This window comes from Phytobacter cepae (genome assembly GCF_054165735.1).
The window spans coordinates 260053-286617 of sequence record NZ_CM135107.1 but is presented as its reverse complement, the minus strand read 5'-3'; the positions used below and the strand labels follow the sequence as shown (position 1 = coordinate 286617).

Here is a 26565-nt window from a genome sequence, read left to right as displayed (position 1 = left end):
TATGTCTACGTATCAGGTTGACAGCGCGCGCATGAAAAAGAACTTAGCGAAGCTGGTGGCGATCAACACAGAAAACCCGCCGGGTCAGGAGCGCGAGGCCGCCGAGTGCCTGGCCGACTGGTTGATCACCGCCGGATTCGACCTCTCTTTTAGCGAATATGCACCGGGGCGCACCAACGTCATTGCCGTTCTGAGCAATGGCCCCGGCCCCTGCTTCGCCTTTAACACCCATATCGATACCGTGCCGGCGGGCACCGGCTGGAGCAGCGATCCTTTCACCCTGACCGAGCGCGACGGGCGCTTGTACGGACGCGGTGCCTGCGATGCCAAAGGGCCGCTGGTCGCCATGATTGAAGCCCTGCGCCAGTTGGTCACGCATCGAAATCTGTGGTCCGGCACGCTGATGGGCGTGTTCACCGCCGATGAAGAGGTCGCCAGCGAAGGGGCGAAGTACTACGTGCGTGATAACCCGCCGACCATTGATTTCGCGGTGATCGGTGAACCAACCTCCAACGCCACTTTCTCTGCCCACAAAGGCAGCCTGCGCCCCCGCGTGCGGGTCAACGGGGTCACGGCTCACTCCGGCACGCCGGAACTGGGGGTCAATGCTATTTATCAGTCAGCACGTCTTCTGGGGCTGATTGAAGAGGCGCACCACCAGCAGGTGCGCTGCCGCTGCCACGACCTGGTGGGTAACGCCAGCCTGACGGTCACCCGCATTCACGGTGGTCACGCCGACAACGTGGTGCCGGACAGCTGTGAGCTGCTGCTCGACCGGCGCATGGTACCCGGCGAAGACGAAGAGACCGTCAAAGCTGAACTGCAGCAACTTCTCGATCACGCCCATGCTCATGCAGGTGTGGACGCTGAAATCATCGCCTGGCAGCCGACGACCGGGGGCGCCACCCAAACCGACAGCAGTGAAGCCATCGTCGAGCAAAGTCTGGTGGCCTGCCGCAGTCACGGACAGCGCGAGCCTGGCCCCTTTGGTTTCCAGGGCGGGTGTGACCTCGTCCATTTCCGCTCGCTGGGCGCAAAAGGGGTGGTCATTGGCCCCGGCTCGCTGGCGGTAGCGCATAAACCGGATGAGTTCGTCCCTGTCGATGAGTTCATCGCGGCGGCGCATATCTACATCGATATCGCGCTGGCGATGCTGCCCGTGGAATCAGCATCGTGAAAGCGCAACTCTACCGGGGCGACCTGCACTACGCCGGGGTCACGCTGCACACCGCCGCCTCCGGCGCGGTCACCGCACTCGACACTCTCTGGCTGCGCCTTGAAGACCAGGGCGTAATCGGCACTGGCGAAGTACGGCTCAACATTGGCTACCTGCACGGCTACAGCGAAAGCCAGGTGCTGGACAATCTGCTGACGATGCTCGCCGGATGGAACTGGCAGCAGAGCGCGCAAACGCTACTGGCTGCCGTGCACGCACCGGGCAGCGCATTGCTTTCACCTTCTCGTATGGTGCTGGACATGGCGCTGCACGACCTGCTGGCGCGCCAGCAAAACCTGAGCGTCGCGGCCTGGCTCGGCGCACCTCACCGCCCGGCGTCCTGGCCCACCAACCAGACCCTGTTTTGGGGAAGCGAAGCCCAGATGCTTGACCAGGCCTGGCGCTATGTCGAGCGCGGTTTCACCCAGTTGAAATTGCGCACCGGGGTAGCGGATTTCGCCACCGATCTGGCGCGCCTGCACGCCCTGCGCCAGCGCTTTGGTGAGCAGATAGAACTGGCTATCGACGTCAACGGGCAGTGGTCAGTGGCCAAGGCGCACAAGGCCTTTCCTCAGCTTCGCGCGCTGGCGCTGAGCTATATCGAGCAGCCTTTAAGCCCGGCGCACGACGACCAGTTACCTGAACTCTACGACTACGGCATTCCGGTCATGCTCGATGAAAGTCTCAACAGCGATGCTGCCATTACGCGGTTAGCGGCGGCCAAAGGCGCACTGTGGGGCCATCTCAAGCTGGTGAAACTGGGCGGTATCGCCCCGACGCTGGCGGCGGCAAAACGCCTCAAGGCAGCAGGCGTGCCCTTTATGGTCGGTCAGATGAACGAGGGCCACGCCGCCACCGCTGCCGCCCTTCAGCTCTGCCGTGTCGTGCAACCCGATTTTGCCGAGCTGTATGGCGCAGACGGCTTAACCGACGATCCGGTCAGCGGGCTGGATTACCGGCACGGACGTGTCGCGGTCAACGATTCTCCCGGCCTGGGCGTGCAGTTCGACGCCGCGCGGGCCACCTTCCTTCAGGAGTTTAGTGATGCAAGATATTAACAACGTCATTCAGGGCAGCGAGTCGGCATTTGCTGCCGACGAGTATGCCCAGCGCATTCGGCGCACCCGCGAACGCTTAAACCAGGCGGGCGTAGATGTGATGATTGTCACCGGACCGGAGAATATTTTCTGGTTAACCGGTCAGCAAACCCCCGGCTATTACACCTTCCAGGCACTGCTGTTGCCGGTAGAAGGGGAACCGGTGTTTGTGATTCGCCAGCTCGAATATTTTAACTTTATCGCCAACACCTTTATTTCTGACGCCGCCGTCTATCAGGACGGTGATAACCCGGTGGACTTCCTGGTCGGCATGCTGCAACAGCGCGGCTGGCTCAACAAGCGCATCGGACTGGACAAACGCGGCTGGTTCCTGCCGATTGCGGTGTATGAACTGCTGCAATCGAAACTCGGCACCATCGCCGATACCGCAGGCGTCATCGAGCCTCTGCGCGCGGTGAAATCAGCAGCCGAAGTGGACAAAATCGCCGCTGCAGCCCGCTACGTGGATGCCGGTATGCGCGCCGGGATGGCCGCGATTCGCAGCGGCGCCGACGAAAACGCGCTGGTCTCCGCCATGATGGGTGCCGCGATTGCCGCCGGTTCCGAGTATGTCGGCATGGAGCCGCTGGTTTCCACCGGCCCGCGCAGCGGTGTGCCGCACGGTACCTGGCGTCGTCGTGTGATGCAGGATAACGATCCGGTCTTCCTGGAGATGTCCGCCGCTCACGATCGTTACCACGCCGCGCTGATGCGATCCGCCTGGCTGGGCCGTCCGCCGGCTATTGCTCTGGAAATGGAAAAGGTGTGCCAGGAGGCCCTACAGGCCGCGCTGGATGCGATCCGTCCAGGGGCGACCTGTGAAGCACCGCACCTCGCCTGCCAGAAGGTCATCGACCACGCCGGGTTTACCGACAACTTCAAAAAACGCACCGGCTACTCCATCGGTGTGGCCTTTGCTCCCGACTGGGGCGAAGGCGGCATCCTCAGTTTGTACAGCGGTGTCACCACCGAGCTGCAACCTGGCATGACGTTCCACATTCCCCCTGCCCTGCGCATCTACGGTGAGTTCACCGTTGGCGTCAGTGAAACCGTGGTAGTAACCGAAACCGGATATCGCCAGCTTGGTAGCCTGGCTCGCCCATTAACCCTGCTGTAAGGAAGAGACATGAAAGATTTCGACGAATGCCGTGAACGCCTGCGGGGGATTTTTAATATCACCGTGACCCCTTTCGACGCCCAGGGGGCGATTGATTTCCCGGCGCTGCGCGAAAACATCGAGCGCGTCATCGGATTAGGTTATGACGGCCTGCTGATTGGCGGCACCTACGGTGAGTTTCCGGTGATGACCGTGGCGGAACGCCGCGAACTGTTCACACAAGTGATGGCCTGCGTGGGCGATCGCATTCCGGTGATGCTGTGCAGCGCCAGCTCAGATCCGCGAGATGCCCGTGAACTGACGATACTGGCGAGCGACCTCGGCGGCCTGCCGATGGTGACGGCGCCCTTTGTCAGCGAGATAACCGACGCGCAAATCATCAGCTATTTCAAAGAAATGGCCCCGTTATCTAAAACCGGCATTCTCGTCTACAACGCGCCGGGCATCGGCATCACCCTCTCGCCGGCGCTGCTCGACGAACTGGCAGATATCCCGAACGTGGTCGGCATTAAACAGGGCGATTTGAACCCGACCGCCATTGACCAGATTGCCAATCGCCTGCGTGGTCGCCTGCGCCTGTTCTGTGCGTCAGACCTGGCCTTCCTCGGCCCGATGATGGCGGGCTTTGACGGCATCAGCACCACCAATAGCGGCGCACTGCCGGAGATTATCATTAACACCTTCCGTGCCGTGGAACAGGGTGATGCCGCCACCGCGCGGGATCTGCACCAGCTATGGTACGACTACCGTGCCCTGGCGCGTAAACATGGGCAGCCGCAGCTGGTGAAAGCAGCGATGGCGCTGCGCGGCTTTAACGGCGGCACCGTGCGCGAACCGTTAAAACCGGTCTCTGAAGCGGCGCTGGCAGAGTTGACCCGCGTGATGCAGGTGCTCGCCAGCGATCCACGCACTGGCGTTACCCTTGCGCGCTAAGGGCCGTCAGTAGCAGCGCCGTAAACAGCGGATGGGGCGCATCCGGGCGTGACATCAGTTCCGGATGCCCCTGAACGCCGTGCCAGAAGGGGTGCGCCGGCAGGGAGATGCCCTCGACGATATCGTCGGTTTGCGCACTGACCTGTACGCCGCTCGCGACAAGCTGCGGCAGGCACTGCGGGTTAAAACGGTAGCGGTGGTTGTAGTGCATCTGGGTGGTGTTGCCCGGCAGCAAGGTTGAAGTAAACGGCAGCACGCCGCAGCGATGGAGACCATCGGCAAAGGCCACAAAGCTGTGCACCGGGGCATCGGGGGCGACTTCCGCCAGGATCGCCTGTTCAAAGCCTGCGGATTGGCGCACGGCAGCGGTCATCATGCTCTGCATGCCAAGACACAAGCCGAGTGTCGGCAACCGACGGGCCAGCGTTGCTTGCGCCACGCGGATCTGCCCGTTGACCGCCGCCATGGACGCCCCCCCCGGCAGCACCACGCCGTGGAGTGTATCCAGCTCCTGCAAACCGTGAGACAGCTCAGCGGGCGGCAGAAAATGGACGTCGAGATCAAAACCCAGGGCGCAGGCGGCATCCCCCAGCGAACCGAGGGTGGCGGGGTAAACCAGACGGTGGTCAGCTTCGCGCCCCACCAGGCCAATGCGTAGCGATGCCCCCGCTTCGCCGGGGAGGGTGGAGAGCCAGCGCCCAAAGCGGTCACCCGTCAGGCGCATCAGGGTTTGCGTGCCCTCGCGCAGGGTCAGATGGCCATCGCGATCGTCGCTGTACAGGCGCGGGCCGATGAGGGAGGCAATCCGCTGTACGTCGGATTCCGCCAGCACAATCACCGCGTCAGATGCGGGTAATTGCGCCACATCGCACACCTCTTCACGCAGGGTGTCACTGCGCCAGAGGCCGCTGGTGACGCAGTATCCGGCACGGATAACGTGCTGGTGACTGTCGGGCAGGTCGCCCGCAAATTCAGGGCGCAGGCTCCACAGAGGCAAGCCCAGACGATTGGCCCACAGGCTGGCAGTGATGCCAAAGCGGGCGGGAACAGAGGCGTTATCGAGAATAAAGATCGGTGACACGGCGATTTTCCTGCTGAAGTTGGGTGCTTAATTGTATTAATTGAATCATGAGATACAAAAGAGGATTTATGAATAACAGCCAAACAGCCCGTCGTATGCAATCGGTACGCCCTTCCCCAACGGCGGCCATATCTGACCAGGTGCGTGCACTCGAAGCGGCAGGCAAACAGGTGATTAATCTCGGTGAAGGGGAGCTGGATTTTGCCACCCCGGCACACATCAGCTATGCGGGAATCGAAGCCATTGTGCAGCAGCAGACCAAATACACGGCAGTCTCCGGTACGACCGCGCTGAAATCGGCGATTGCCGCGAAATTTGCCCGTGATAATCAACTGACATACCGCCCGGAAGAGATCATTGCCGGGAGCGGTGCCAAGCAGCTTATTTTTAATGCGTTTCTGGCCACGCTGGATGCAGGCCAGCAGGTGATTATCCCTGCGCCATACTGGGTCTCATACCCGGACATGGTGGCGCTGGCCGACGGTGAACCGGTGATTGTGCCGTGCGAAGAGGCGCATCGCTGGAAGCTGACCCCGCAGAAGCTGGCGGCCGCCCTGACGCCATCAACACGCTGGTTGATACTCAACTCACCCGGTAACCCCACCGGGGCGATTTACAGCAGGCAGGAGCTGTGCGCGCTGGCAGAGGTGCTGGCGGATTACCCGCAGGTACTTATCATGGCTGACGATATTTATGAACCGCTGCGCTACGGCAACACGCCGTTTACCACCTTTGCCGACGCGGCACCGCATCTGGCGTCACGCACGCTGACGGTCAACGGTGTGTCGAAAAGCCATGCCATGACCGGCTGGCGGCTGGGCTATGCGGGCGGTCCGCAGTGGCTCATCAACGCCATGCAGGTCCTGCAATCGCAGAGCACCTCCAACCCCAGTAGCATTTCGCAGGCGGCAGCGGTCGCGGCGCTGAACCACCCGGCAACATTCTTTGATGGCTGGTTAACGACGCTCGATAAGCGTCGTCAGAGGGTGCTTCAGATGATTACCGCCACCGACGGCCTTAGCGCCAGGACGCCGGAAGGCGCGTTCTACATTTTCGCGAACTGCCAGGCATTGATCGGGCGCGTCACGCCGGAAGGCGAAATCCTGGACAGCGATAAAGCGCTGGCGAACTGGCTGCTTAGCCACACCCAGGTTGCCGTGCTGCACGGCTCCGCCTTTGGCACGCCGGGTTATTTGCGCATTGCCTATGCGGTGGAAGATGGCCTGCTGGAGATGGCCTGCCAGCGCATTGAAAAGGCGTGCGCGCTGCTGCGCTAACCACGCTGCCGTCAGGGAAAATGCCTGACGGCGCGTTAACTCAATGATTTCGACTTATCGGTAGCCTGAAGATGACATGATCTGCCAGGCAACAAACAACACGACGGCGACGATTGCCAGCAGGACGATTTTGCCAAATGCGCCTCCGCCACCACCACCACCGCTTACCGGAAGTTCAGTCACCGTCATGGTCGCTTTTTCCGGCAGATCAAAACCACACTGCAACTCTTTCACGGTGGTTTCAGTTAATGGTGGCAGGTTCCGGCGGAAGGGGAAGACCTCTACAAAGCGGGTGCGGTCTGTATTAAACGTATCTGGCAGGCTATGCACCTTATCGCCGACGCGCGGATCATGAAAATCTAAGGTCTTTCCGGCAGGCACATCCGCCCTGCCCTGGGCCCGGTCGAAAACAACCAGCTCGGTATCACTGCTATTAATAAACTTAGCAAAAGAGCTTACCAGATAATATTTATCTCCGTGATAGTGAACCGTGTTTCCGCGTGTAACACCCTGACCAACAATATCTTTTCGCGCGCTATAAGCGATTTCGGTTTCAACTCGACACTCTCTTATTTTTAATAACGGCAGCGCCCATTCATATCCCTGTGAAATGCGCGCCTGGCAAAGCGCTTTATAAGCAGAAACATCACCGGATCTGTACAACGCATGCAATTCCAGTAGCGTGGCCAAAATAAAGAATTGCTCTCCCGCTGACTTGAGCTCATCGCAACCTTTATTGATAAGCTCATCGACCAGCGCAATCAGCGCATTAAGGCTGGCAACATGCTGCATCGCCTCTTCACGACTTAAATTACGATTATTAAAAAGTTGTAGTTTTTCAGGCAGTTTAAGCGTTGCTTTTCGCTGCATCCGCAGAAGACGAAGCCCTGCTGCCTTTACCCCGCCCTCCAACGCCAGCATATAGTGGTGTTTCGCGCGTTCAATATCGGGCTGCGTACCTTCACCCACATTGTAGCAATAAGCAATATTATAATGCGCTTTGGGGTCATTGGTTGTATTAGCAATATTTGTCCATTCAATGAACGCGGCATAAAAATCATCCGGGAGTTTATTGCCGATAAAATAAAGGAGACCGTCTTTAATTAATCCGTCTATTTTTTCTTTCATGAATGCCCCAAAATAAAGCTCAAGTATTAATGCGTTTATTCCGCTGCCACGGAAAAAAGGCACCATCTTCGTCCCGGCAACGATAACAGATAAAATAACAACAGTAACTTGCTGATTTTGGTAGGCAACAGCATGACCGACCCTTGCGCTGAGGAATCCCCAGTAATATCACGTCTTGCAGCGATAACATTGCGCAATGTGAATAAAACAGTCACCGCGATGACTGGGTCCGGCTGAAAATCGACGAAGCGTATCCGTAAGGCCGGGGCGACGCGCAGGGATGCGCGGCGAGGGCGACTTTACACGGACGTTACCTTCGCCCGTCCCCGATAAGCCTGAAGGAATATGCGCAGTGGACCGCGCCAGCGGCGATTTTCCTGGCCGGGAGCCCGGGTCGCCAGGGCGGTGGCGGTGAACCGCCCTGGCACGTTCACAGGTTCTGGCGCTTTAGAAAAGCAAGGAACATAAGGTGAACGGAATGACCACCAGAGCCGCATGTTTCCCCTCACCCTTGCCCTCTCCCCAAAGAGGAGAGGGGACTGTCCGTGCTCGTATTATTTTGTGGGGATCCCTCAGCCCTGAGGGAGAGGGTTAGGGTGAGGGGGGAATGCAGATCTGAGGATCACTCAGCCCGAAGGCAAAATGCCCCCCTTCCTCAGAGCTTGAAGCTACCGACCACGTTTTCGAGCTGTACGGTCTGCTCTTCCATCGACTGGGCGGCAGCCGCGACCTGCTCAACCAGCGCGGCGTTCTGCTGCGTGGCGCTGTCGAGCTGGTTAATCGCAATGTTGATTTGCGCGATCCCACGGCTCTGCTCATCGCTGGAAGAACTGATTTCCGAAATCAGCACGTTCACGCTTTCCACTTTTTCCATCAGGCCATCCATGTTGGTTCCAGCCTGACGCACCAACCCACTGCCCTGCTCAATGCTGCTGACGGACTCTTCAATCAGCTTTTTGATCTCCTGCGCGGAACGGGCGCTGCGCTGCGCCAGGGAACGCACTTCCCCTGCCACCACCGCAAAGCCACGACCATGCTCACCCGCACGCGCCGCTTCCACCGCCGCGTTAAGGGCAAGGATGTTGGTCTGGAAGGCGATGCCGTCGATCACACTGATGATTTCCACCACTTTCGAGGAGGAGTCATTGATGTTGTTCATGGTCAACACCACCTGGTTAACCACGCTGGCCCCTTTCTTCGCCGCCTGGGTCGCTTCCACCGCCAGCTTGTTCGCCTGCAGCGCATTTTCAGCGTTCTGGCGGACGGTGCTGGTCAGTTCTTCCATGGATGCCGCCGTTTCGACAATTGATGACGACTGTTCCTCCGTGCGTGACGACAGATTCAGGTTGCCACTGGCAATCTGGCGCGAGGCCGAGGAGATAGCCATGGAACTGCTGCCTACCTGCTGCATCAGCTCATTCAGGAATGAGATGAACTTATTGAAGTTATTGATAATGGAGTTAAATTCCGGGCTCTTACTTGCCACCAGACGCTGGGTTAAATCGGCCCCACCGCTGGAGAGCGCTTCAATATTCTGATTCAGCAGCGTCACATTGCGGAAAATATTACGCACGATGAACATCATGATTAACACAATCAGCAGGCCAATCACGGTCTGCACGATAGTGAGTTTGGTCATGATGGCATTAGACATGCTCACCAGATGACTGCTCGGAATATCAACCGCCATAAACCACGGGCTGCCGCTGATGGGCAGAACCAGCAGCGTATGCTCCCCATCATCGCCATCATAGGTGCTGGTGGTTTCCGCCTGCCCGCCTTTTGTCAGTAGCGTGCTTAAGGCTGAAGAGGAGGGGAGGTTAAGGTCGCGCACGTTGGACAGCGCAGGTTTATCCTGTACGGAAGAGCCGTTACCCACGATTTTGCCATCAGCCTCGACGATCAGAACGCTGCCACCCACGGCTTTGCCCATGTCCACGGCCAGTTGGTTAAAGAAGCCCAGCGTGACATCGATGGTTGCCACGCCCCAGGCTTTGCCATCTTTGGTGATCGCCATGGCACAGTTAGTGCGTGGCTGAGGACTGGCGGCATCCTGATAGGCTTTCGCCCAGGCACACTCTCCTTTCGGCGCGTTCAGGCCATCTTTATACCAGGGTTGCTCCCAGTATTTTGCCGATTCCGGCTGGTTCCAGACGGTGTTGACCTGAAGGGTGCCGCTGGAATTACGTGCGTAAAAGGTGCTGAATTTGTCACGCTCAGGCGCGCGCTGGCCCGGCAAAGGCCAAATTCCGCCACCAAAAACGTTTAAATCTCCATATTGATTAACGAGTTGCGGTAATAACTCGTCAATCTGTTCACTCTGCAAGCCAACGACCAGTTCAGTAATTGCACGTTGCTGTGCTTTAACGCGGTTCATTTGCTCTTTAATTGCATCACTTTGCAATTCAACCGTTGCCTGAATATTTTTAGTTTCCGTTTCAATAATCTGGGGAGAAACAAATTGTTTAATAACTATCCATGTCACTATGAGTAAAACGACGAAAAAACTAATTAATAACAGGCCAATTCGGCCCTGCGTGGTTTTCCATGACATAATGGCAGATACTCGGTCTGGTTGAATTTAAAGGTTATTTACCCTAAATAATCCGATTCGCAGGCAGGCGCCAGGTGCATCAGCCCCCTGAAGCTTACGGGAGTAAGTACAGGGCGAACAAACGCAGCCAACGCACAGGCAACTTGAAGGATCACCGGTATAACGACAATTATTAGAATTTCTTTAATCTAAATTGTGCTTTGATTTCATAAAAAAACACGTTCCATCAGGCAAAATTCGATTTTAAAAAAACAAGCACACTGGCTTATTTATTTTTATCTCTGAGAGAGAAAATAAAGGTGATGGAATGCGCCCACGCTGATTTGCGTAACTTAACATTATCAATATGTTGAGTCGCAAGATGCGAACATTCTCATGAAATGAAGCAGAACCCGATACCGCATCTTATTTTTATGCTTTCCGTCACATCAACCGGTTACCGCGCTTTTTCTGATTCAGGATGCCTTTGCGGGCGCGTGAACTGTTGTTCCAGCATTTCACTGCCCCACTGTTCCCCCTGCCACTCTTTTGTCAGGCGAAAGCCAAAGGATTCATACAGACGGCGTGCAGCATTAAGTCCGCTAAAGGTCCACAGCTGGACGGCGGCAAATGCCTGACTGTCGCAAAAAGCCATCGCCTCGCTCATTAAGCGGCGACCGATGCCTGACCCTCGGCACGCATCATCAAGAATAAACCAGCGCAGGTGCGCCTCATTATTCCCCAGGTCTTCACCATCAATGGCAACCGAACCGACGATGCGGCCCTGCTGAACAGCTAACCAGATGCGGTTAGCAGGATTCTCAAGTCGCCCGGTGAACTCCGCCAGACCGGCAGCGACTTTGCTTTCAAAAAAATAACCGAAGTTATAATGCGATGAATAGTAGCTGGCATGCATCTCGCTGATGCGGCCAATCATCCCAGGCTGATAACCGGAAACAATGTCGATGCTGTCGCTTTGCGAGGTTGACGTGCCCTTCCGGCAGGCTTCGAGAGCCTGCGCCCAGTTTGTCAGACCTGCAGCAACCGTGTGCTGCTGAGACGGTGTTAAATGATGCAGCGCCTCGACCACGCGCTGGCTGCCATACTGATTAATTCGCGAAACGCTCTCCTGCCCCTGCGGGGTCAATTGCAGCGTCTTGAATCGCGCATCCTCCTTCGAGGCTACTTCCTCTATTTCACCGGCGGTAATGAGCTTGCCGAGCATCCGGCTGACGCTGGATTTCTCAAGCCCCAGGAGGTGGACCAGTTGAGCCGCTGTCATCGCCCCCTGATTATCAATTTCTAATAAGGTGTGTACCGCTGAAGGGGAGTAATCCGTGGCGGCAAGCGTTGCGTTCATAAAACCTAACTCACGAACCATAAGGCGGGAGGCAACGCGGATTTCATTGACCAGGCGGGCGTTTTGCATACTCATTACCGTTCATTTAAATAGTTGTACAATACAACCATCTGAACAAACCTCTGTCAATAGCGCATAAAGGGCGGTGCCGTCACGCGCGAGAAAAAGCTAAAAATATCTGAAAAAAGCATAAGCCAGAGTTTGATTAAAATTTCATCAGGAAAACAACCAGCTAGCGGCATGACGGGTCTGTAAGCCCTTTCCTTAGCCGCTTCGCTTTTACAAAGCTCCTGCTCCTAACCTCTTCACAGCACGTAGTTTTCGGCGCATAGTTGAACAAATGTTCAGCAGAGGAAGAGAGTGGTTGTAATGACAGACCGTCCGTTAATTATCCTGCAAGTAGGTTTACCCTCAGAATCTATTCGTGAAACGCATGGCGATATCCCGTCCTGGTTTTGCCGTGCTATTCAGCACCCTCTTGAACAAACGGAAGTTGTCAGAGTCTTTGAAGGCGAAGCCCTTCCCCCACCGGATGCCAATCGCGTTGCCGTGATTACCGGCTCCTGGGCGATGGTGACTGACCGCCTGCCCTGGAGCGAAACGGCTGCCGAGTGGATCCGTGAAGCCATGTCTATTGGCATGTCGCTGTTTGGCGTTTGCTATGGCCACCAGTTGATGGCGCATGCGTTGGGTGGCGAAGTGGCATGGCACCCGCAGGGGCGCGAAGTGGGCAGCCAGGCGATTGAGCTTCATCCGCATGCCAGCAACGACATGCTGCTTAGCACCTTGCCGCGCCAGTTCCCGGCGCATCTGACGCATATGCAAACTGTTTCTCGTCTGCCGGAAGGCGCACTGGCACTCGCATCCTCTTCTCATGACCCGCATCAAATTGTGCGTTATGGGCCGAACGCCATGTCTACTCAGTTCCACCCGGAATTTACCCCGGATATTGCCGCCGACATGATTCGCCAGCGTGAAGAGGTGCTGACCACTGAAGGCTTTGATCCGCTTGCCTTGTTAGCAGGCGTGCTGCCGTCACCCGATACCGCCGAACTGCTGCGCCGCTTTGTGCATCAGGCGTTTAGTCGCGAAATTCCACAGCAAGGTGAACTGGCGCAAAGTGCCTGATACGGCTCCCCGGCGGCGCCAGCTTGCCGGGGCTACAGATATGCACAACGCCATCAGATCTATCACATCTGCACATCAATCAACTCCGACACTTTTTTGCGGCCTTTCTTCCATAATAACATTTCTATCAAACAGTTAATTTGCACACTCGCCCTCGTTCAGGCAAAGAATAAAATTTCAAATCAGAAATGAGCACCACCAATGTTGACAATATGTCAACATTGGATTTATTGTTCACCTTCTCAGGGAGAGAGAAATCAACGTGCACATCATTTCAAGAGCACCGTTTGATGAAGCCGCAAAGCGTTTTCCAAATGACGCCCAGGCACTTACGGATGTCTATAAGACACTTAAGCGCCTGCGATTTGCTACACCAGAGGAGATGAAAAAGGTCTATGCGACCCTGGACCGCATGAAATACCGGGAACGATGGTGGGTCATTGATGTTGGCGGCAACAACTTGCGAATTGTGTTTTACGCGGATTTCGACGCAGGACGCCTCTTTATAAAGCATATCGTGGCGCATTCTGCGTATGACAAACTTATCAAAAAATATCGAGAGCAATCAGAATGAGAACACAGGATATTATTAACACCACAAATCATCTGGTCAGTTTGCTTCCGATTCTGGGTGGCAGCCCCCTCAGACAAGATTATGAAGATGCTCTGGAAATGGTGGAGTATCTGCTTGAACACGAACCCACAAACCCTTTGATTGAGATGCTCAGTGTGCGTATCGAGAAATATGAAAACACCGCACCTGAATTTGCCGCATTTAATGCCCGTGTGGCCAGCACAGAAACCGGACTGGCACTGCTTCGCGTTTTGATGGCGCAGCATGGGCTCAATCAGAGCAGCTTTCAGCAGGAAATTGGCAGCCGTTCACTCGTCAGCAAGATCATGAACGGCCAGCGCAGCCTGACACTGGATCATATGCGGGCGCTGGCAAAACGGTTTAACGTGCCCGTCGCCGCGTTCGCCGGATAGGCCCCCCCCCCCCGGATATGCGCTAAGCTATCCGGGAATATTGCTGAACTATTCGTAGGAGAAGGTGAACTCAGTCTGGGATTTAATGGGGCCGCTCTGTACCGTGCCGCCTTTATAGTAATAGTAGGCATTGAATTTCAGTGCTTCGCTGGCTCCAGCAGAGCTGAGGACAGCCACTTTCTCACTAATTTTTAATGGGTTGCTGTTATAGAGTATTTGCACACCAACATTATCGTTACCCGTTAATTTATTAACCAAAACATCCTCACTGGTAATACCGGGCAGCTTATCGCCATCAAATTTTACGCTGACTTTCGGCGTGTTTTCACAGGCGAGGTTAATGGTAAATTCTTTTGTCACACCATTGTAGCGACCCGAACCCTGACTGATTAAATCGGCACGCTTTACCTCAGGTAGGGTGACCGTGTTATCAAAGTTTTTGACATCGCAGGTGGGGACAACGGGTGTAACGCTGCCATTAAATCGAAAATATAAAGGCAACAGAGTAGAGTCATATGCACCATAATTATTCATACGAAGTCTTATTGTTGCAATAAGAGTATTCGTCGGGATAGTAGTGTATGTCGCCGTATTATTTTTTTTTAATCGTATATATACAGCTACCGTAGGGTAGTTATTAAGAGAACTGCTATATGATACAGTACACTTATCATCAGCCCAAACACATTTACCTACGGCTGCGGAAGGTTCCATCCATTCTGAATTGCCAACTTTTACCTCTAAAGTAAAACCTCTGTTCTGAATTTGCGAATTAAACTCAACAGAATATATTTTCACCATGTCTTTAAAGGAAGAATTAGGATATCCACTTGCCCTCACTGACGCACCGCCACTAGTAAGAGAGGTTACATTTCCTGTTCGGGCAGGAAACGTTGCCGCATCCATATATGCAGTTGCACTTGAATCATTATAACCGAAAGCCAACGTTTCTTCAGGCGTGAACCCTGAGAAGAAAATCATAACGACTAACAACCAATAACGCCCCTCCATTAAGATATCTCCTTGTCTTTGATTAATATGAATAAAATCTTCATTAAAAAAATTAATTTTGCAATTAAAATTAAAATGATTAATAATCACGATTATCATTTATTTAATGGCATGGCAGACGACAAATAATGTGCCTGGAAAATATTTTTAGCGTAAAGAGACGATAAATAAATAATCTTATCGTTGCGGAAGTATGGTGTTTTTATATTCCCTGATTAATTATTATATTTTAACCACCTTCAGTTCGTTAATCAGCCACTGCAATGCCGCCTGATAATCAAATAAGCGATGCGTTAACAGGATTAAATCATAAGAGGGCGCGCCGTCAGGCAATTGCATAATGCGCAGCGGCATCATTGCCGCCAGCTCTTTAGCAATGCGATACGGCACACACATGACGTACCCCGACGCGACGGCCACGCGTCCGCCCACGGCGTAGCTCTGCACCACCGTGGTTAATGGGCGATAGAGGTGCTGCTCCAGCAGCCAGCTATCAATATGATCGGCTCCAGAGCTCACGGCAGGTAAATGAATTTGCGCTTCAGTCACCAGGTGTTTGAGCGTGAGCTGCTCGGGCAAGTCGGTCCGCTCAACTGACGCTATCGCGACATAATGGTCGGAAATCAGCGGCTGCTTATTAAAATACTGCGGAATGTATTGCAGGTTATTTACGCCAATAAAGGCATCTAACTGCCCACGTTCAACCCGTTCAAACTTGATGGTTTCCGACAGAATATCGACGGACAGTCGGATATTCGGGGCGCGAATTTTAAACTCTGCGGTTAACGCAGGCATATACATAAACTCGAAATAATCTACGGCACCAATATAAAAGGTGTGCGGATCGCGGCTCGGGTCGAAATTGCCTTTGCCACGCGTCGCCGAGTCCAGTTTGCTCAGGGCATTTTCAATCACCGGAATCATCGAGGCGGCATAAGGTGTTGGCTCCATACCGTTACGGGTACGAACAAACATCTCATCATTAAGTTGTTCGCGCAGGCGATTGAGCGCGTGACTGAAGGCCGACTGGGTGATGTTGGCTTTGCGCGCCGCCCGGGTGACGTTTTTCTCTTTCGCCAGTATGGGGACGAGGCGCAGCAAATTAAGATCAATCACGACTATGCATCCTGTTCATGGTTTCATGCAAACAATACATTTTATGCATAACCACAGACATTGCTATAGTCATGCTTACGCAAAATAAATGCTGCGCCCTGTGCGCAGCGTTTATGACTCAGAACGATTTAACCTCTGCTTTACGGAGAAGCTCATGAGAAATGTAACGGTTGCCGCTACCCAAATGGCCTGTACCTGGGACCTCGACAAGAACGTGGTCAACGCTGAACGTCTGGTACGTGAAGCGCACAGCAAAGGCGCGCAGGTTATCCTGATCCAGGAACTGTTCGCTGCCCCGTACTTCTGCATCGATCAGAGCCCGGAACACTATGCGCTGGCGCAGGAAGTCTCTGACAGCCCGCTGATTAAACACTTTTCGGCGCTGGCAAAAGAGCTGGAAGTGGTGCTGCCGCTGAGCCTGTTTGAGAAGCACAATAACGCTTACTACAACTCGCTGGTGATGATCGACGCCGACGGCAGCGTCCTGGAAACTTACCGTAAAACGCATATTCCGAACGGCCCGGCCTACCAGGAGAAACAGTTCTTCATCCCTGGCGACACCGGCTTCAAAGTGTGGAATACCCGCTACGCCAAAATCGGCGTGGGCATCTGCTGGGACCAGTGGTTCCCGGAAACCGCACGTAGCCTGGCGCTGTTGGGTGCTGAGATCATCTTCTACCCGACCGCGATTGGTTCAGAACCGGCTTACCCGGAAATCGACAGCCAGCCGCACTGGACTCGCGTTCAGCAGGGCCACGCGGCGGCAAACCTGGTGCCAGTTATCGCCTCTAACCGTATCGGGACCGAAGCCAGCAAATACATCGAAGGCCTGGAAATGACCTTCTACGGCTCCTCATTCATTGCCGACCAGACCGGTGCGCTGGTTGAGCAGGCGAACAAGACGGACGAAGTCGTGCTGGTTCATACCTTCGATCTGGAAGCGATTGCCGCGCAGCGTGCCTCCTGGGGTCTGTTCCGCGATCGTCGTCCGAACATGTACACCACGCTTGCCACCTCCGACGGTAGCGAGAGGAGCAAATAATGCCTGCGTTGACCACACCGCGTCAGGATGGCTTCACCATGCCAGCCGAATGGGCACCGCATCAGGCTGTCTGGATGTGCTGGCCGTACCGCACCGACAACTGGCGTGCTAACGGCGCGCCAGCCCAGCAGGCCTTTGCTGCCGTCGCTGAAGCCATCTCCCGCAAAACGCCGGTCATTATGGCCGTACCAAATGCGGAGATGGAAAAGGCACGCAACACCATGCCGGCCAGCGTCACGCTGGTTGAAATGGAGAGCGATGATGCCTGGATGCGCGACACCGGCCCGACCGTTGTCAGCAATGGCGCAGGCGAGCAGCGTGCCGTCAGCTGGACGTTCAACGCCTGGGGCGGACTGCTGGGCGGCCTGTACGACAGCTGGGATAAAGACCAGTTGGTCGCAGGCCAGGTGGCCCGTTACCACGACATGCCCTGCTACGACACCAGCCTGATTCTGGAAGGGGGATCGATTCATGTGGATGGCGAAGGCACATTGCTGACGACCGCGGAATGTTTGCTGAATCCGAACCGCAACCCGCATCTGTCTCAGGCCGAAATCGAACAGCAGCTACGTGACTATTTGGGTGTTAAGACCTTTATCTGGCTGCCGGAAGGGGTGTTTAACGACGAGACCGATGGGCACATTGATAACATGTGTTGCTTCGTGCGCCCCGGTGAAGTGGCGCTGCACTGGACAGACGACGAGAACGATCCGCAGTACGCCCGTTCCGTCGCCGCACTGAAGGTGCTGGAAAACACCCCGGATGCGCAGGGCCGCACGTTGAAAGTATGGAAAATGCCTTCACCGCCGGCGTTGTACGCCAGTGCGGATGAAACGCGCGGTGTTGAGAAGGGTAATGCCATTGAGCGCCACGAAGGTAACCGCCTGGCGGGCTCTTACGTGAACTACCTGATCAGCAACGATCATATCATTTTCCCGTTGCTCGACCCGGCCACCGATGCCCAGGCGGAAGTGCTGTTCCAGCAGATGTTCCCCGGCATGCTGATTACCGGCGTGCCGGCGCGTGAGATTCTGCTTGGCGGTGGCAACATTCACTGCATTACGCAGCAGATTCCGCGCTAATTTGTAGACCCTCACCCCTGCCCTCTCCCTAAAAGGGAGAGGGAGCAAAGCTGTTCTCTGCCTGTATGTTGACAGAGAGCAAAGCCGTTCACTGTCCGCTCGATCGGTTCCCTCGCCCCTCTGGGGAGAGGGCCAGGGTGAGGGGCAACTTTCCCTCACTCCCGCGTCATCCGCACATACTCCACGCCCTGCTTAAAGAAGGTCTCCCCTTCAGAGATAAAGCCAAACTTTTTATAGAACCCCGTCGCTGACGTTCGCGCATCCAGGCAGACGTGTTTAATCCCCCCTTCCGCCATTCTCTCCAGTACTGACTGAAACAGAAAACCACCAAAGCCCTGCCCCTGATAGGCATGCAGCGTGGCGAATTTACGAATCTGGCAGGTGGTGGCATCGTGCTGGAACACGGAAAGGCAGCTCACGATCCCATCCGCGTGCTGCACGCCAAAATGCAGCGCGTTATCGTCACCTTCAACAAGGGAAGCCTCCCTGGGGAGATGCGGCCATAAAACCTGATGGCGGATGGTGAGGCACTGCGCAAGCGTAACGGGGATAATACGCACAATCACTCCGGTCAGTGAGGAGATTTATTGAACATAAATGCTCTGCTAGCGAGCAGGTTCAGTCAAATACGATAAACTTTGCATAACCTCACAAGGTTCATAAATCGTTGCAAAATGATTAATCTGAAAAAAGCTGGCACATCAACCTTATATCTTCTTTCCAATCAAAAGGTTAAATAGTATCAGAACTTTCAGGGTAGATATAAAAACGTGATCTGTAGCACACTTTATCCCCACATATCGAAGCGAATGTCTAAGCTTAGATAATAGCCGGGAAACACCCGTATTCTGTTACGACGACATCCGGAGGCCAGTATCTCTATGTTAAACCAGAAACTTCACAGCGCTGAATCCGTAGAATTTGGGCTCGAAGAAGAAGCCCGCTACGAAATCGACCCTTGCGAGTTAAAACTGGAAGAGATGATCGAGGCGGAGCCGGAGCCAGAAATGATCGAAGGGCTGCCTGCGTCGGATGCGCTCACCCCTGCCGATCGTTATCTGGAGCTGTTTGAGAATGTGCAGTCAGCACGTATTTTTACCGACAGTAAAACCTTCCCTGACTGCGCGCCGAAAATGGATCCGCTCGACATTCTGATTCGCTATCGCAAAATTAAACGCAAGCCAGGCTTTGACCTGCGCCAGTTCGTGAAGGCCCATTTTTGGATGCCTGAAGACTACAGCAAAGAGTATGTTTCCGATCCGGGTAATACCCTGAAAGAGCATATCGATCAGCTGTGGCCGGTGCTCACGCGTGAACCGCAGGACCATATTCCCTGGTCTTCTCTGCTGGCGTTGCCGCAGTCCTATATCGTGCCCGGCGGGCGTTTCAGTGAAACCTATTACTGGGACTCCTACTTCACCATGCTGGGGCTGGCGGAGAGCGGTCGTGACGACCTGCTGCGCTGTATGGCGGATAACTTCGCGTGGATGATTGAGCGCTACGGCCATATTCCCAACGGCAACCGTACTTACTACCTCAGCCGTTCCCAGCCGCCGGTGTTTGCCCTGATGGTGGAACTGTTCGAAGAGGATGGCGTGCGCGGGGCGCGACGTTATCTTGAACACCTGCTGATGGAGTATGACTTCTGGATGGACGGCGCAGAGTCGCTGTCGCTCAACCAGGCTTACCGCCACGTGGTGCGTATGCCGGATGGTTCATTGCTCAACCGTTATTGGGACGACCGTGATACCCCGCGTGATGAGTCGTGGCTGGAAGATGTGGAAACCGCGAAACACTCCAGCCGCCCGGCTAACGAAGTGTATCGCGATCTGCGAGCCGGGGCGGCTTCAGGCTGGGACTACTCGTCACGCTGGCTGCGGGATGCGCACCGCCTGGCCAGTATTCGCACGACCCAGTTCATCCCCATCGACCTGAACGCCTTCCTGTTTAAACTGGAAAGCGCCATTGCCAACATCGCCGGGTTGAAAGGTGACCGTGAACGGGAAAGCGAATTCCGCCAGAAGGCCAGCGATCGTCGCGCCGCGGTAAACCGCTACATGTGGGACGATGAAAAAGGCTGCTTCCGCGACTACGACTGGCGCCGCGAAGAGATGGCGCTGTTCTCCGCTGCCAGCATTGTGCCGCTGTACGTTGGCATGGTTACCCATGAGCAGGCAGAACGGGTCGCTGAGGCAGTAACCACCCGCCTGTTAACCCCCGGCGGTATACTGGCGACCGAGTATGAAACGGGCGAGCAGTGGGATAAACCCAACGGCTGGGCACCGTTGCAATGGATGGCGATTCAGGGCTTCAAGCTGTATGGCAATGACGCCCTGGGCGATGAGATTGCCCGCAACTGGCTGCGCACCGTGAATCATTTTTACCAGAATCACCACAAGCTCATCGAGAAGTACCACATCGCGAGCGGTACGCCGCGTGAAGGGGGCGGGGGCGAATACCCGCTACAGGATGGCTTTGGCTGGACAAACGGTGTGGTACGCCGCCTGATTGGTCTGTACGGGGAGCCGTAGCCCCCCGGCTATCCGTCAGTCGATGGCGTCATAAATAGCGGACTGAATATCCGCCCATTTTTTGGTGTCATCGCCGGGCGTAGCTTTATAACGCAGTTGCGCCTGTTCCATTTCATACCGCTGACGATTGACCACGGGCGTTGAGGTACAAAACGCCTGAAGCAGATTTTTACGCACGGCGTTCAGCCGCGCACCCGCCGACATCTCATGCGCCATGTTCTCAATAAAGCGACGGCAGGGGCGATTCTCTTCCATTTGCAGGCGGTAGCGCAGCAGCATATCCAGCACGTCAGTGTAATTGTTCGCCAGCGCCTGTTCGGTCCAGGAGAGCTTCCACGGCATACCGGTGCTCAGGAACAGCGAGACGACACGGGTATCGTTGCGGTCGATAGCTGAACGGAAGTTGCTTTCATCACGTGGGATCCCCAGCCGACTCAGTTCCTCTTTGGGGGTGACTTTTTCTTTATCCTGCGAAATCGGTACCGTGATGCGGCTCTCCCGACCCAGCGGTGCTGAAGAGGTGAGAGAAGCGTCGCTGAACATGAAAAAGGCGCCCACGGCCATCATCAGCACCACAACGCCCACGGCACCCCATAATATTTTCGACAGCATCTGTTCACGCTGCTCACGCGTTCGCGCAGCGCGTTTTTCCGGTTTCTCGATATCACCGCGAATTTGCATTGCGTCCCCTCCCGCTGCGCGATCTTTTGTCCGCGCATGCTCCCAAAAAGCCTCTAAGCCGTTTCCCGCCTCTTTCATCAAACCTGCGGGATTAATGGTGATTAGCCCCTCTTCCCACGCACGCTGCACGGGGCCGGTGATTTGCGGGTAATAATTATCCAGCAAGGTGAGCTGGTTACTGGTTAAAGGTTGCCCTGCCACCACGGTGCTACGGATCTGACGAATATCGTCGAGGAACGTCTGCAACGTTTTACGCGGCTCAAGGAACAGGTTTAATACCGCCGTGTCGTTAAAGAGCCGGGCGTAATGTTGACTGAACTCTTTTCTGTCCACTAACAGCGAGGCCAGTTCACTGAATTTCATGCCGCTGAGAACGTCGTCATCCTCGCCGATTTTCAGCCAGCGGCGCACGTTGTCAGCCCCGAACCGGGTTTTCAGATGGTTACGTAAGCGTAAGTTTTCAGGCCAGGCGTGATTAATCAGCGACTTCATCATCAACTCAAGCGCCCGTAGCTGCGTTAGCCCCTGCTCCTGGCCTCCACTCTTCACGTGAAGGGTCGTGTTATAGGTCAGCAAAGGCTGCTTCATGCGCAAGTGTTCCAACGCGCGCACAAAACGTAACGCCGCAATCAGCTGATTCTCACTGACGTTCTGCCCTTTTTCAAAATGCGGCACAACCTGCTGTAAGTGGCGTAATTGCAGCGTGAATTGCGTTAACTCCGCATCGTTCAGTTTCAAGCGTTTTGCCACTGCGCCCCAACCGCCCAGGCTCAGCCGGGCGATATCGAGTTGTTCCAGAAACCAGCGGGGATCCTTGCCTTCCTCAAAATGGGCATTTAATAACAGTAAAATTTCAGTGGATGCCAGACGAATAACACCAACACATTCGTCAAATTGTTCACTCAGACTAAGCGGTGCATTACGGGTCATTCTTTTCCTTTAAGTACAACCAGAGAAATAATTAACTAACGCGTGTGAGCGTTAAATTTTCTTTATTTATGAGTAGTTAAAAACATAGACCACTTAATGATTATTATCAGTGACGGCGGTATTAACATAACAAAAATCTCTGGAGCATCACGATGCCAATGCTGAACACTTCTCGCCTTGAATGCAGCCCGCTGGTGGACGCCGACTGGCCCTTTTTTCTCGCCTTGCAACAGGATCAACAGGTGATGCGATTTGTCGCGGCACATCGCCCGCCAGAGGCGATCCGTGAGGCCTTCGAGGCCCGGCTTCCCGTCTGGTCGCCTGGCTGCGAACACTGGCTCTGTCTGGTGGTACGCGACAGCGAGACGCAAACACCGCTTGGGGTCACGGGTTACATTCATCGCGAGCCAGACTGCGCCGAAGCGGGGTTCCTGTTTGCGTCGCATGCACAGGGAAAAGGCTTCGGTCTTGAATCGCTGCATGCTGTCTGTCGTTACGCATTCACCGCGGGCGGCATTCGTCGACTGGTCGCGACCGTAACGGCGGGAAATAGCGCCTCAAAGCGGCTGCTGGAGAAGGTGGGATTCGTGCAAGAGGGCGAACTGCGTGAAGCCTTCTGGCTGGATGGCCGCTGGCAGAATGACTGGTTATTTGGCCTGCTGCACCATGAATACCGCGAAACCAGATAATTCACCTGTCATCCTCAGCATGCTGTGCCAGGCTTAGCCAGTGTTTTACTGATCGTGAGGCGAGCTTATGAAGAAGATTCTGCTGGCAACAGCCGTAGCAGCACTGTTTTCCATGACAGCATTCGCAGAAGAATCACCGGGACTTAAAGCGGATAAAGCGCCACCCGCACCGCATAAAATGGATGAGGGCTACCGTGGCATGGAAGATGCCCGTTCCATGACCGTGGAGCAGGCGAAAGCGATGCACGATGGTGCCTCCGTCTCTTTACGCGGCAACTTAGTGCGTAAAATCGGTGAAGATGTGTATGAATTCAGGGATAAAACCGGGCAAATAGAGGTGCATATCCCGATGGCTATCTTTGATGGTCGCCAGGTTTCCCCGGATCATCTGGTCGGCATTAGCGGGTCACTCGACGCGAAGCAGAAACCTGCCCGCGTTAAAGTAACCCACTTCCAGAAACAGTAATCTTGCAGAAAAACCGCGCCGGGTCATCACTACCCGGCCCGTTTTTACACGAACATCCCGCCTGACACTTCCACACGCTGAGCATTCATCCACGCCAGGTCATCACTCAGTAATGCCGCCATGGCATCGCCGATATCGTCCGGTTTACCCACGCGGCCAAGCGCTGTTTGCGAAGCAATGTGCTGGTTGATTTGCGGGTTGTCGCGCACTTCTCCACCGCGGAAATCGGTCTCGATTGCCCCCGGTGCGATGATATTCACGGAGATCCTGCGCCCCCCAAGCTCTTTGGCCTGATAACGGGTCAGCACCTCCATCGCCCCTTTCATCGCCGCGTAAGTGGCATAGCCCGGCAGGGCAAAACGCGCCAGGCCGCTGGAAACGTTCAGAATGCGTCCCCCGTCGGCCAGTAGCGGCAGCAGGCGCTGGGTGAGGAAAAAAGGCCCTTTCAGATGGATGTTCATTAATTCATCAAACTGCGCTTCGCTGGTCTCGGCAAAGGGCGCCGTAATGCCAATGCCGGCGTTGTTCAATAAATAATCAAACGACTCCCGGCCCCAGACGGTATTCAGCTGCTCCTTCACCTGTTGAGCAAAAACCTCGAAGCCTGCCGCATCGCCGACGTTTAAGCACAATGCCACCGCTTTCACGCCTTTACGCGTGATTTCCTCAACGACTTCCTGAGCCGCCTGCACGTTGTTGTTGTAAGTCAGGATGATCCCCGTTCCGCGCGCTGCCAGCTTCAATGCCGCACTTTTCCCCAGCCCACGGCTGCCGCCGGTAATTAAAGCGATACGTTGTGTCATGAGAAACCTCGTTTTCGTCTGTTGTTCACTGTAGAAAAAGCTTATTAGCTGATGGTAAAACAATAAAGGCGCTGAAATACGCTTCACTGTTTCACTATGAACAACAATAGGGGCATGAAATGGATAAAATTTATGCAATGCAACTGTTCATTCGCGTTGCGGAACTGGAGAGTTTTTCCCGTGCTGCGGACTCTCTGGGCGTGCCCAAAGGGAGCGTGTCGCGGCAAATTCAGGCGCTGGAAAACCAGCTCGGCACACAGCTGCTTTATCGTACAACACGGCGCGTGCAACTGACCCAGGACGGCATGGTCTATTACGAACGGGCAAAAGATTTACTGACCAACATGGATGAGCTCGACGGCCTGTTCCTGCATGATCCCGCCAGCGTCAGCGGTCGACTACGGGTGGATATGCCCGTTGCGGTGGCGAAAAATCTCGTCATTCCGCGGCTGCCTGCTTTCCTGCAGCAGTACCCCGGCATTGAGCTGGAGCTCAGCAGTAGCGATCGGCTGGTGGATATTATTCGCGAAGGATTTGATTGCGTGGTCCGCGTCGGCGCATTGAGAGATTCCGGGCTGATTGCCCGCCAGTTGGGCAAGCTGTCGATAATCAATTGCGCCAGCCCCGACTATCTGGCGCGCTTCGGCTATCCGGAAACCCTGGAGGATCTCTCCTCTCACGCCGTGGTGCATTACGCACTCAATCTTGGGGTGCGTCCGCAGGGTTTTGAAGTCTGGCGAGACAATCAGACCACCTGGGTCAAAACCGGCGGGGTGCTGACCGTCAACAGCACCGATACTTACCATGCCGCCTGCCTGGCTGGATTGGGGATTATTCAGGTACCGCGCATCGGCGTGCGTGACGCCCTGCGCAGCAAAAAGCTGGTGGAAATTTTACCCCAGTACCGCGCTGAGCCGATGCCGGTCTCACTCATTTATCCTCACCGTCGCAACCTCTCACGCCGCGTTCGCCTGTTTATGGAGTGGCTGGCCGGGGTGATGAAAGACTACGTTGATTAGAGGCAGGCTATAATTTTACGTAATCGCGAATAAACAAAGGAAATAAGCACTGATGACGCCGGAAAACAGCGAAAAACGTCCGACTCAGGACCTGGAATACGAGCCAGTCAGAAAAATGGAGACGTCAGAACCGTCTGAAAAGAAAGCCAGTGACGGTTCGGACGACGGTGACGGTCGCTCACCGCTGGAGACCGTGGCCCACGTGGCGCAAAAAGTGCAGCTTCGCCCGATGGTGGCGCACATGATTCGTGCCACTGAACGTTTTAACGATCGTATGGGCAATCAGTTTGGGGCCGCCATCACCTACTTTTCATTTCTGTCGATGATCCCGATTCTGATGGTGTCGTTCGCGGCGGCGGGTTTTATTCTTGCCTCACACCCCACGCTGCTTCAGGACATCTTTAATAAGATCCTGACGAACGTAAACGACCCGACGCTTGCTGCCACGCTGAAAAGCACCATCAGCACCGCCGTGCAGCAGCGTACCACCGTGGGGATTGTCGGGCTGGCCATCGCCCTCTATTCCGGGGTCAACTGGATGGGTAACCTGCGCGAAGCTATCCGCGCCCAATCGCGGGATACCTGGGAAGGTACGCCCCAGGATGATGAGAAGATTTGGGTGAAGTATTTTCGCGATTTTATTTCGCTGATTGGCCTGCTGATAGCGCTCATTATCACCCTGTCGATTACATCCATTGCCGGCTCAGCGCAGCAGATGATCATTTCGGCGCTCTATCTGGACTATATCGAATGGCTGAAACCGGCCTGGCAGCTTATCGGTCTGGCTATTTCTATTTGTGCCAACTATCTGCTGTTCTTCTGGATATTCTGGCGACTGCCGCGTCACCGTCCGCGTAAAAAAGCCCTGATTCGCGGTACGTTGATTGCCGCTATCGGTTTTGAAGTCATTAAGATCATTATGACCTGGACGCTGCCGTCATTGGTGAAATCGCCCTCCGGTGCCGCCTTTGGTTCAGTGCTCGGTCTGATGGCCTTTTTCTACTTCTTTGCCCGCCTGACGCTGTTCTGCGCCGCCTGGATTGCGACCGCGCAGTACAAAGATGACCCGCGTATGCCGGGTAAATCCCACCGTTAAAACCTTCATCGGGCTGAATATATCAGCCCGATTCATCATTTCAGCATGAATAACCAAGCCGTAACTTTTATTTAACCTAAAACCAGTTTTAAATTCTAATATTAAAAATTTGTGAAGCATTTCATAGAAGAGAAAACGCAAGTCTGAAAATTATCCGCTTTTTGCCGCTTTTTCCCCCGCCGTGGCCCCTTGTTACAGATTGAAATGTCGCTTTTGCTATGACTAATATGGTCGTCCGTTCG

24 protein-coding genes are annotated in these 26565 nt (G+C 54.8%); 15 read left to right on the top strand and 9 right to left on the bottom strand.

Features of this window, described 5'->3' with window-relative positions; genetic code table 11:
• The first annotated feature begins 1 nt into the window (after nt 1).
• The 4 genes from ACUY4Q_RS01285 to ACUY4Q_RS01270 are packed head-to-tail and all read left to right on the top strand — an operon-like array spanning nt 2 to nt 4363.
• A complete protein-coding gene (locus ACUY4Q_RS01285; RefSeq protein ID WP_458045347.1) occupies nt 2–1177 on the top strand; it encodes a M20 family metallopeptidase in 1176 nt (391 codons plus the stop codon).
• Nucleotides 1174–2274, top strand: a complete 1101-nt coding sequence (locus ACUY4Q_RS01280) for a mandelate racemase/muconate lactonizing enzyme family protein (RefSeq protein WP_458045346.1) — start codon at nt 1174–1176, stop codon at nt 2272–2274. The genes ACUY4Q_RS01285 and ACUY4Q_RS01280 overlap by 4 nt, the downstream gene beginning before the upstream one ends.
• The gene (locus ACUY4Q_RS01275; protein ID WP_458045345.1) at nt 2261–3430 is read left to right on the top strand and encodes a M24 family metallopeptidase; all 1170 of its coding nucleotides are present in this window, start codon (nt 2261–2263) and stop codon (nt 3428–3430) included. The genes ACUY4Q_RS01280 and ACUY4Q_RS01275 overlap by 14 nt, the downstream gene beginning before the upstream one ends.
• A gap of 9 nt (nt 3431–3439) precedes the next feature.
• The gene (locus ACUY4Q_RS01270) at nt 3440–4363 is read left to right on the top strand and encodes a dihydrodipicolinate synthase family protein (RefSeq protein ID WP_458045344.1); all 924 of its coding nucleotides are present in this window, start codon (nt 3440–3442) and stop codon (nt 4361–4363) included.
• On the opposite strand, the gene ACUY4Q_RS01265 is transcribed toward ACUY4Q_RS01270, so the two are convergent.
• Nucleotides 4347–5444 carry a glutamine amidotransferase-related protein gene (locus ACUY4Q_RS01265; protein WP_458045343.1) on the bottom strand — a complete coding sequence of 366 codons (1098 nt, stop codon included), beginning with the start codon at nt 5442–5444 and terminating at the stop codon, nt 4347–4349. The two genes, ACUY4Q_RS01270 and ACUY4Q_RS01265, sit on opposite strands and share 17 nt — an antisense overlap.
• A gap of 68 nt (nt 5445–5512) precedes the next feature.
• On the opposite strand from ACUY4Q_RS01265, the gene ACUY4Q_RS01260 reads away from it, so the two are divergent.
• Nucleotides 5513–6721 carry a pyridoxal phosphate-dependent aminotransferase gene (locus tag ACUY4Q_RS01260; RefSeq protein WP_458045342.1) on the top strand — a complete coding sequence of 403 codons (1209 nt, stop codon included), beginning with the start codon at nt 5513–5515 and terminating at the stop codon, nt 6719–6721.
• 54 nt (nt 6722–6775) lie between these two features.
• On the opposite strand, the gene ACUY4Q_RS01255 is transcribed toward ACUY4Q_RS01260, so the two are convergent.
• The 3 genes from ACUY4Q_RS01255 to ACUY4Q_RS01245 all read right to left on the bottom strand — a co-directional run bounded on the left by ACUY4Q_RS01255 (nt 6776) and on the right by ACUY4Q_RS01245 (nt 11811).
• Nucleotides 6776–7915: an SEL1-like repeat protein gene (locus ACUY4Q_RS01255; RefSeq protein WP_458045341.1), complete on the bottom strand. Its 1140-nt coding sequence runs from the start codon at nt 7913–7915 to the stop codon at nt 6776–6778.
• A gap of 589 nt (nt 7916–8504) precedes the next feature.
• Nucleotides 8505–10403, bottom strand: coding sequence for a methyl-accepting chemotaxis protein (locus tag ACUY4Q_RS01250; RefSeq protein WP_458045340.1), 1899 nt, complete (start codon nt 10401–10403; stop codon nt 8505–8507).
• A gap of 436 nt (nt 10404–10839) precedes the next feature.
• A complete protein-coding gene (locus tag ACUY4Q_RS01245; protein WP_458047229.1) occupies nt 10840–11811 on the bottom strand; it encodes a bifunctional helix-turn-helix transcriptional regulator/GNAT family N-acetyltransferase in 972 nt (323 codons plus the stop codon).
• Nucleotides 11812–12111: 300 nt separating this feature from the next.
• Between ACUY4Q_RS01245 and ACUY4Q_RS01240 the strand changes: the two genes are divergently transcribed.
• The 3 genes from ACUY4Q_RS01240 to ACUY4Q_RS01230 all read left to right on the top strand — a co-directional run bounded on the left by ACUY4Q_RS01240 (nt 12112) and on the right by ACUY4Q_RS01230 (nt 13857).
• A complete protein-coding gene (locus tag ACUY4Q_RS01240) occupies nt 12112–12870 on the top strand; it encodes a glutamine amidotransferase (RefSeq protein WP_458047228.1) in 759 nt (252 codons plus the stop codon).
• A gap of 262 nt (nt 12871–13132) precedes the next feature.
• The gene (locus tag ACUY4Q_RS01235; RefSeq protein ID WP_458045339.1) at nt 13133–13444 is read left to right on the top strand and encodes a type II toxin-antitoxin system HigB family toxin; all 312 of its coding nucleotides are present in this window, start codon (nt 13133–13135) and stop codon (nt 13442–13444) included.
• Nucleotides 13441–13857 (top strand): helix-turn-helix domain-containing protein, encoded by a 417-nt coding sequence (locus ACUY4Q_RS01230; protein ID WP_458045338.1) that lies wholly within the window; start codon nt 13441–13443, stop codon nt 13855–13857. Before ACUY4Q_RS01235 ends, ACUY4Q_RS01230 begins: the two co-directional genes overlap by 4 nt.
• Before the next feature lie 48 nt (nt 13858–13905).
• Here ACUY4Q_RS01230 and ACUY4Q_RS01225 read toward each other — a convergent pair whose 3' ends face one another.
• Nucleotides 13906–14958 carry a fimbrial protein gene (locus ACUY4Q_RS01225; protein WP_458045337.1) on the bottom strand — a complete coding sequence of 351 codons (1053 nt, stop codon included), beginning with the start codon at nt 14956–14958 and terminating at the stop codon, nt 13906–13908.
• 132 nt (nt 14959–15090) lie between these two features.
• Nucleotides 15091–15984 carry a LysR family transcriptional regulator gene (locus ACUY4Q_RS01220; protein WP_458045336.1) on the bottom strand — a complete coding sequence of 298 codons (894 nt, stop codon included), beginning with the start codon at nt 15982–15984 and terminating at the stop codon, nt 15091–15093.
• Nucleotides 15985–16138: 154 nt separating this feature from the next.
• Between ACUY4Q_RS01220 and aguB the strand changes: the two genes are divergently transcribed.
• Both aguB and aguA read left to right on the top strand, forming a co-directional pair.
• The gene (gene aguB, locus ACUY4Q_RS01215; protein WP_458045335.1) at nt 16139–17026 is read left to right on the top strand and encodes an N-carbamoylputrescine amidase; all 888 of its coding nucleotides are present in this window, start codon (nt 16139–16141) and stop codon (nt 17024–17026) included.
• Entirely contained in the window at nt 17026–18108 is a 1083-nt protein-coding gene (aguA, locus tag ACUY4Q_RS01210) for an agmatine deiminase (protein WP_458045334.1), read from the top strand. The genes aguB and aguA overlap by 1 nt, the downstream gene beginning before the upstream one ends.
• A 155-nt stretch (nt 18109–18263) precedes the next feature.
• Here aguA and ACUY4Q_RS01205 read toward each other — a convergent pair whose 3' ends face one another.
• On the bottom strand, nt 18264–18668 hold the full coding sequence (locus ACUY4Q_RS01205) for a GNAT family N-acetyltransferase (RefSeq protein WP_458045333.1): 405 nt from the start codon (nt 18666–18668) through the stop codon (nt 18264–18266).
• 321 nt (nt 18669–18989) lie between these two features.
• Here ACUY4Q_RS01205 and ACUY4Q_RS01200 point away from each other — a divergent pair, with 321 nt between their 5' ends.
• Entirely contained in the window at nt 18990–20639 is a 1650-nt protein-coding gene (locus ACUY4Q_RS01200; RefSeq protein ID WP_458045332.1) for an alpha,alpha-trehalase, read from the top strand.
• A gap of 15 nt (nt 20640–20654) precedes the next feature.
• Here the strand turns inward: ACUY4Q_RS01200 and ACUY4Q_RS01195 are convergent, their stop codons facing one another.
• On the bottom strand, nt 20655–22250 hold the full coding sequence (locus ACUY4Q_RS01195) for an STY4199 family HEPN domain-containing protein (protein ID WP_458045331.1): 1596 nt from the start codon (nt 22248–22250) through the stop codon (nt 20655–20657).
• Nucleotides 22251–22402: 152 nt separating this feature from the next.
• On the opposite strand from ACUY4Q_RS01195, the gene ACUY4Q_RS01190 reads away from it, so the two are divergent.
• Both ACUY4Q_RS01190 and ACUY4Q_RS01185 read left to right on the top strand, forming a co-directional pair.
• Nucleotides 22403–22939, top strand: a complete 537-nt coding sequence (locus tag ACUY4Q_RS01190; RefSeq protein ID WP_458045330.1) for a GNAT family N-acetyltransferase — start codon at nt 22403–22405, stop codon at nt 22937–22939.
• Between the two features lie 112 nt (nt 22940–23051).
• Nucleotides 23052–23405, top strand: a complete 354-nt coding sequence (locus ACUY4Q_RS01185; RefSeq protein ID WP_458047227.1) for a YdeI family stress tolerance OB fold protein — start codon at nt 23052–23054, stop codon at nt 23403–23405.
• Nucleotides 23406–23449: 44 nt separating this feature from the next.
• Here ACUY4Q_RS01185 and ACUY4Q_RS01180 read toward each other — a convergent pair whose 3' ends face one another.
• Nucleotides 23450–24208, bottom strand: a complete 759-nt coding sequence (locus ACUY4Q_RS01180) for an SDR family NAD(P)-dependent oxidoreductase (RefSeq protein ID WP_458045329.1) — start codon at nt 24206–24208, stop codon at nt 23450–23452.
• A 119-nt stretch (nt 24209–24327) separates the two neighbouring features.
• Here ACUY4Q_RS01180 and ACUY4Q_RS01175 point away from each other — a divergent pair, with 119 nt between their 5' ends.
• Nucleotides 24328–25227 (top strand): LysR family transcriptional regulator, encoded by a 900-nt coding sequence (locus ACUY4Q_RS01175; RefSeq protein WP_458045328.1) that lies wholly within the window; start codon nt 24328–24330, stop codon nt 25225–25227.
• Between the two features lie 52 nt (nt 25228–25279).
• Nucleotides 25280–26323: an inner membrane protein YhjD gene (gene yhjD, locus ACUY4Q_RS01170; RefSeq protein WP_458045327.1), complete on the top strand. Its 1044-nt coding sequence runs from the start codon at nt 25280–25282 to the stop codon at nt 26321–26323.
• The last annotated feature ends 242 nt before the right edge of the window (nt 26324–26565 follow it).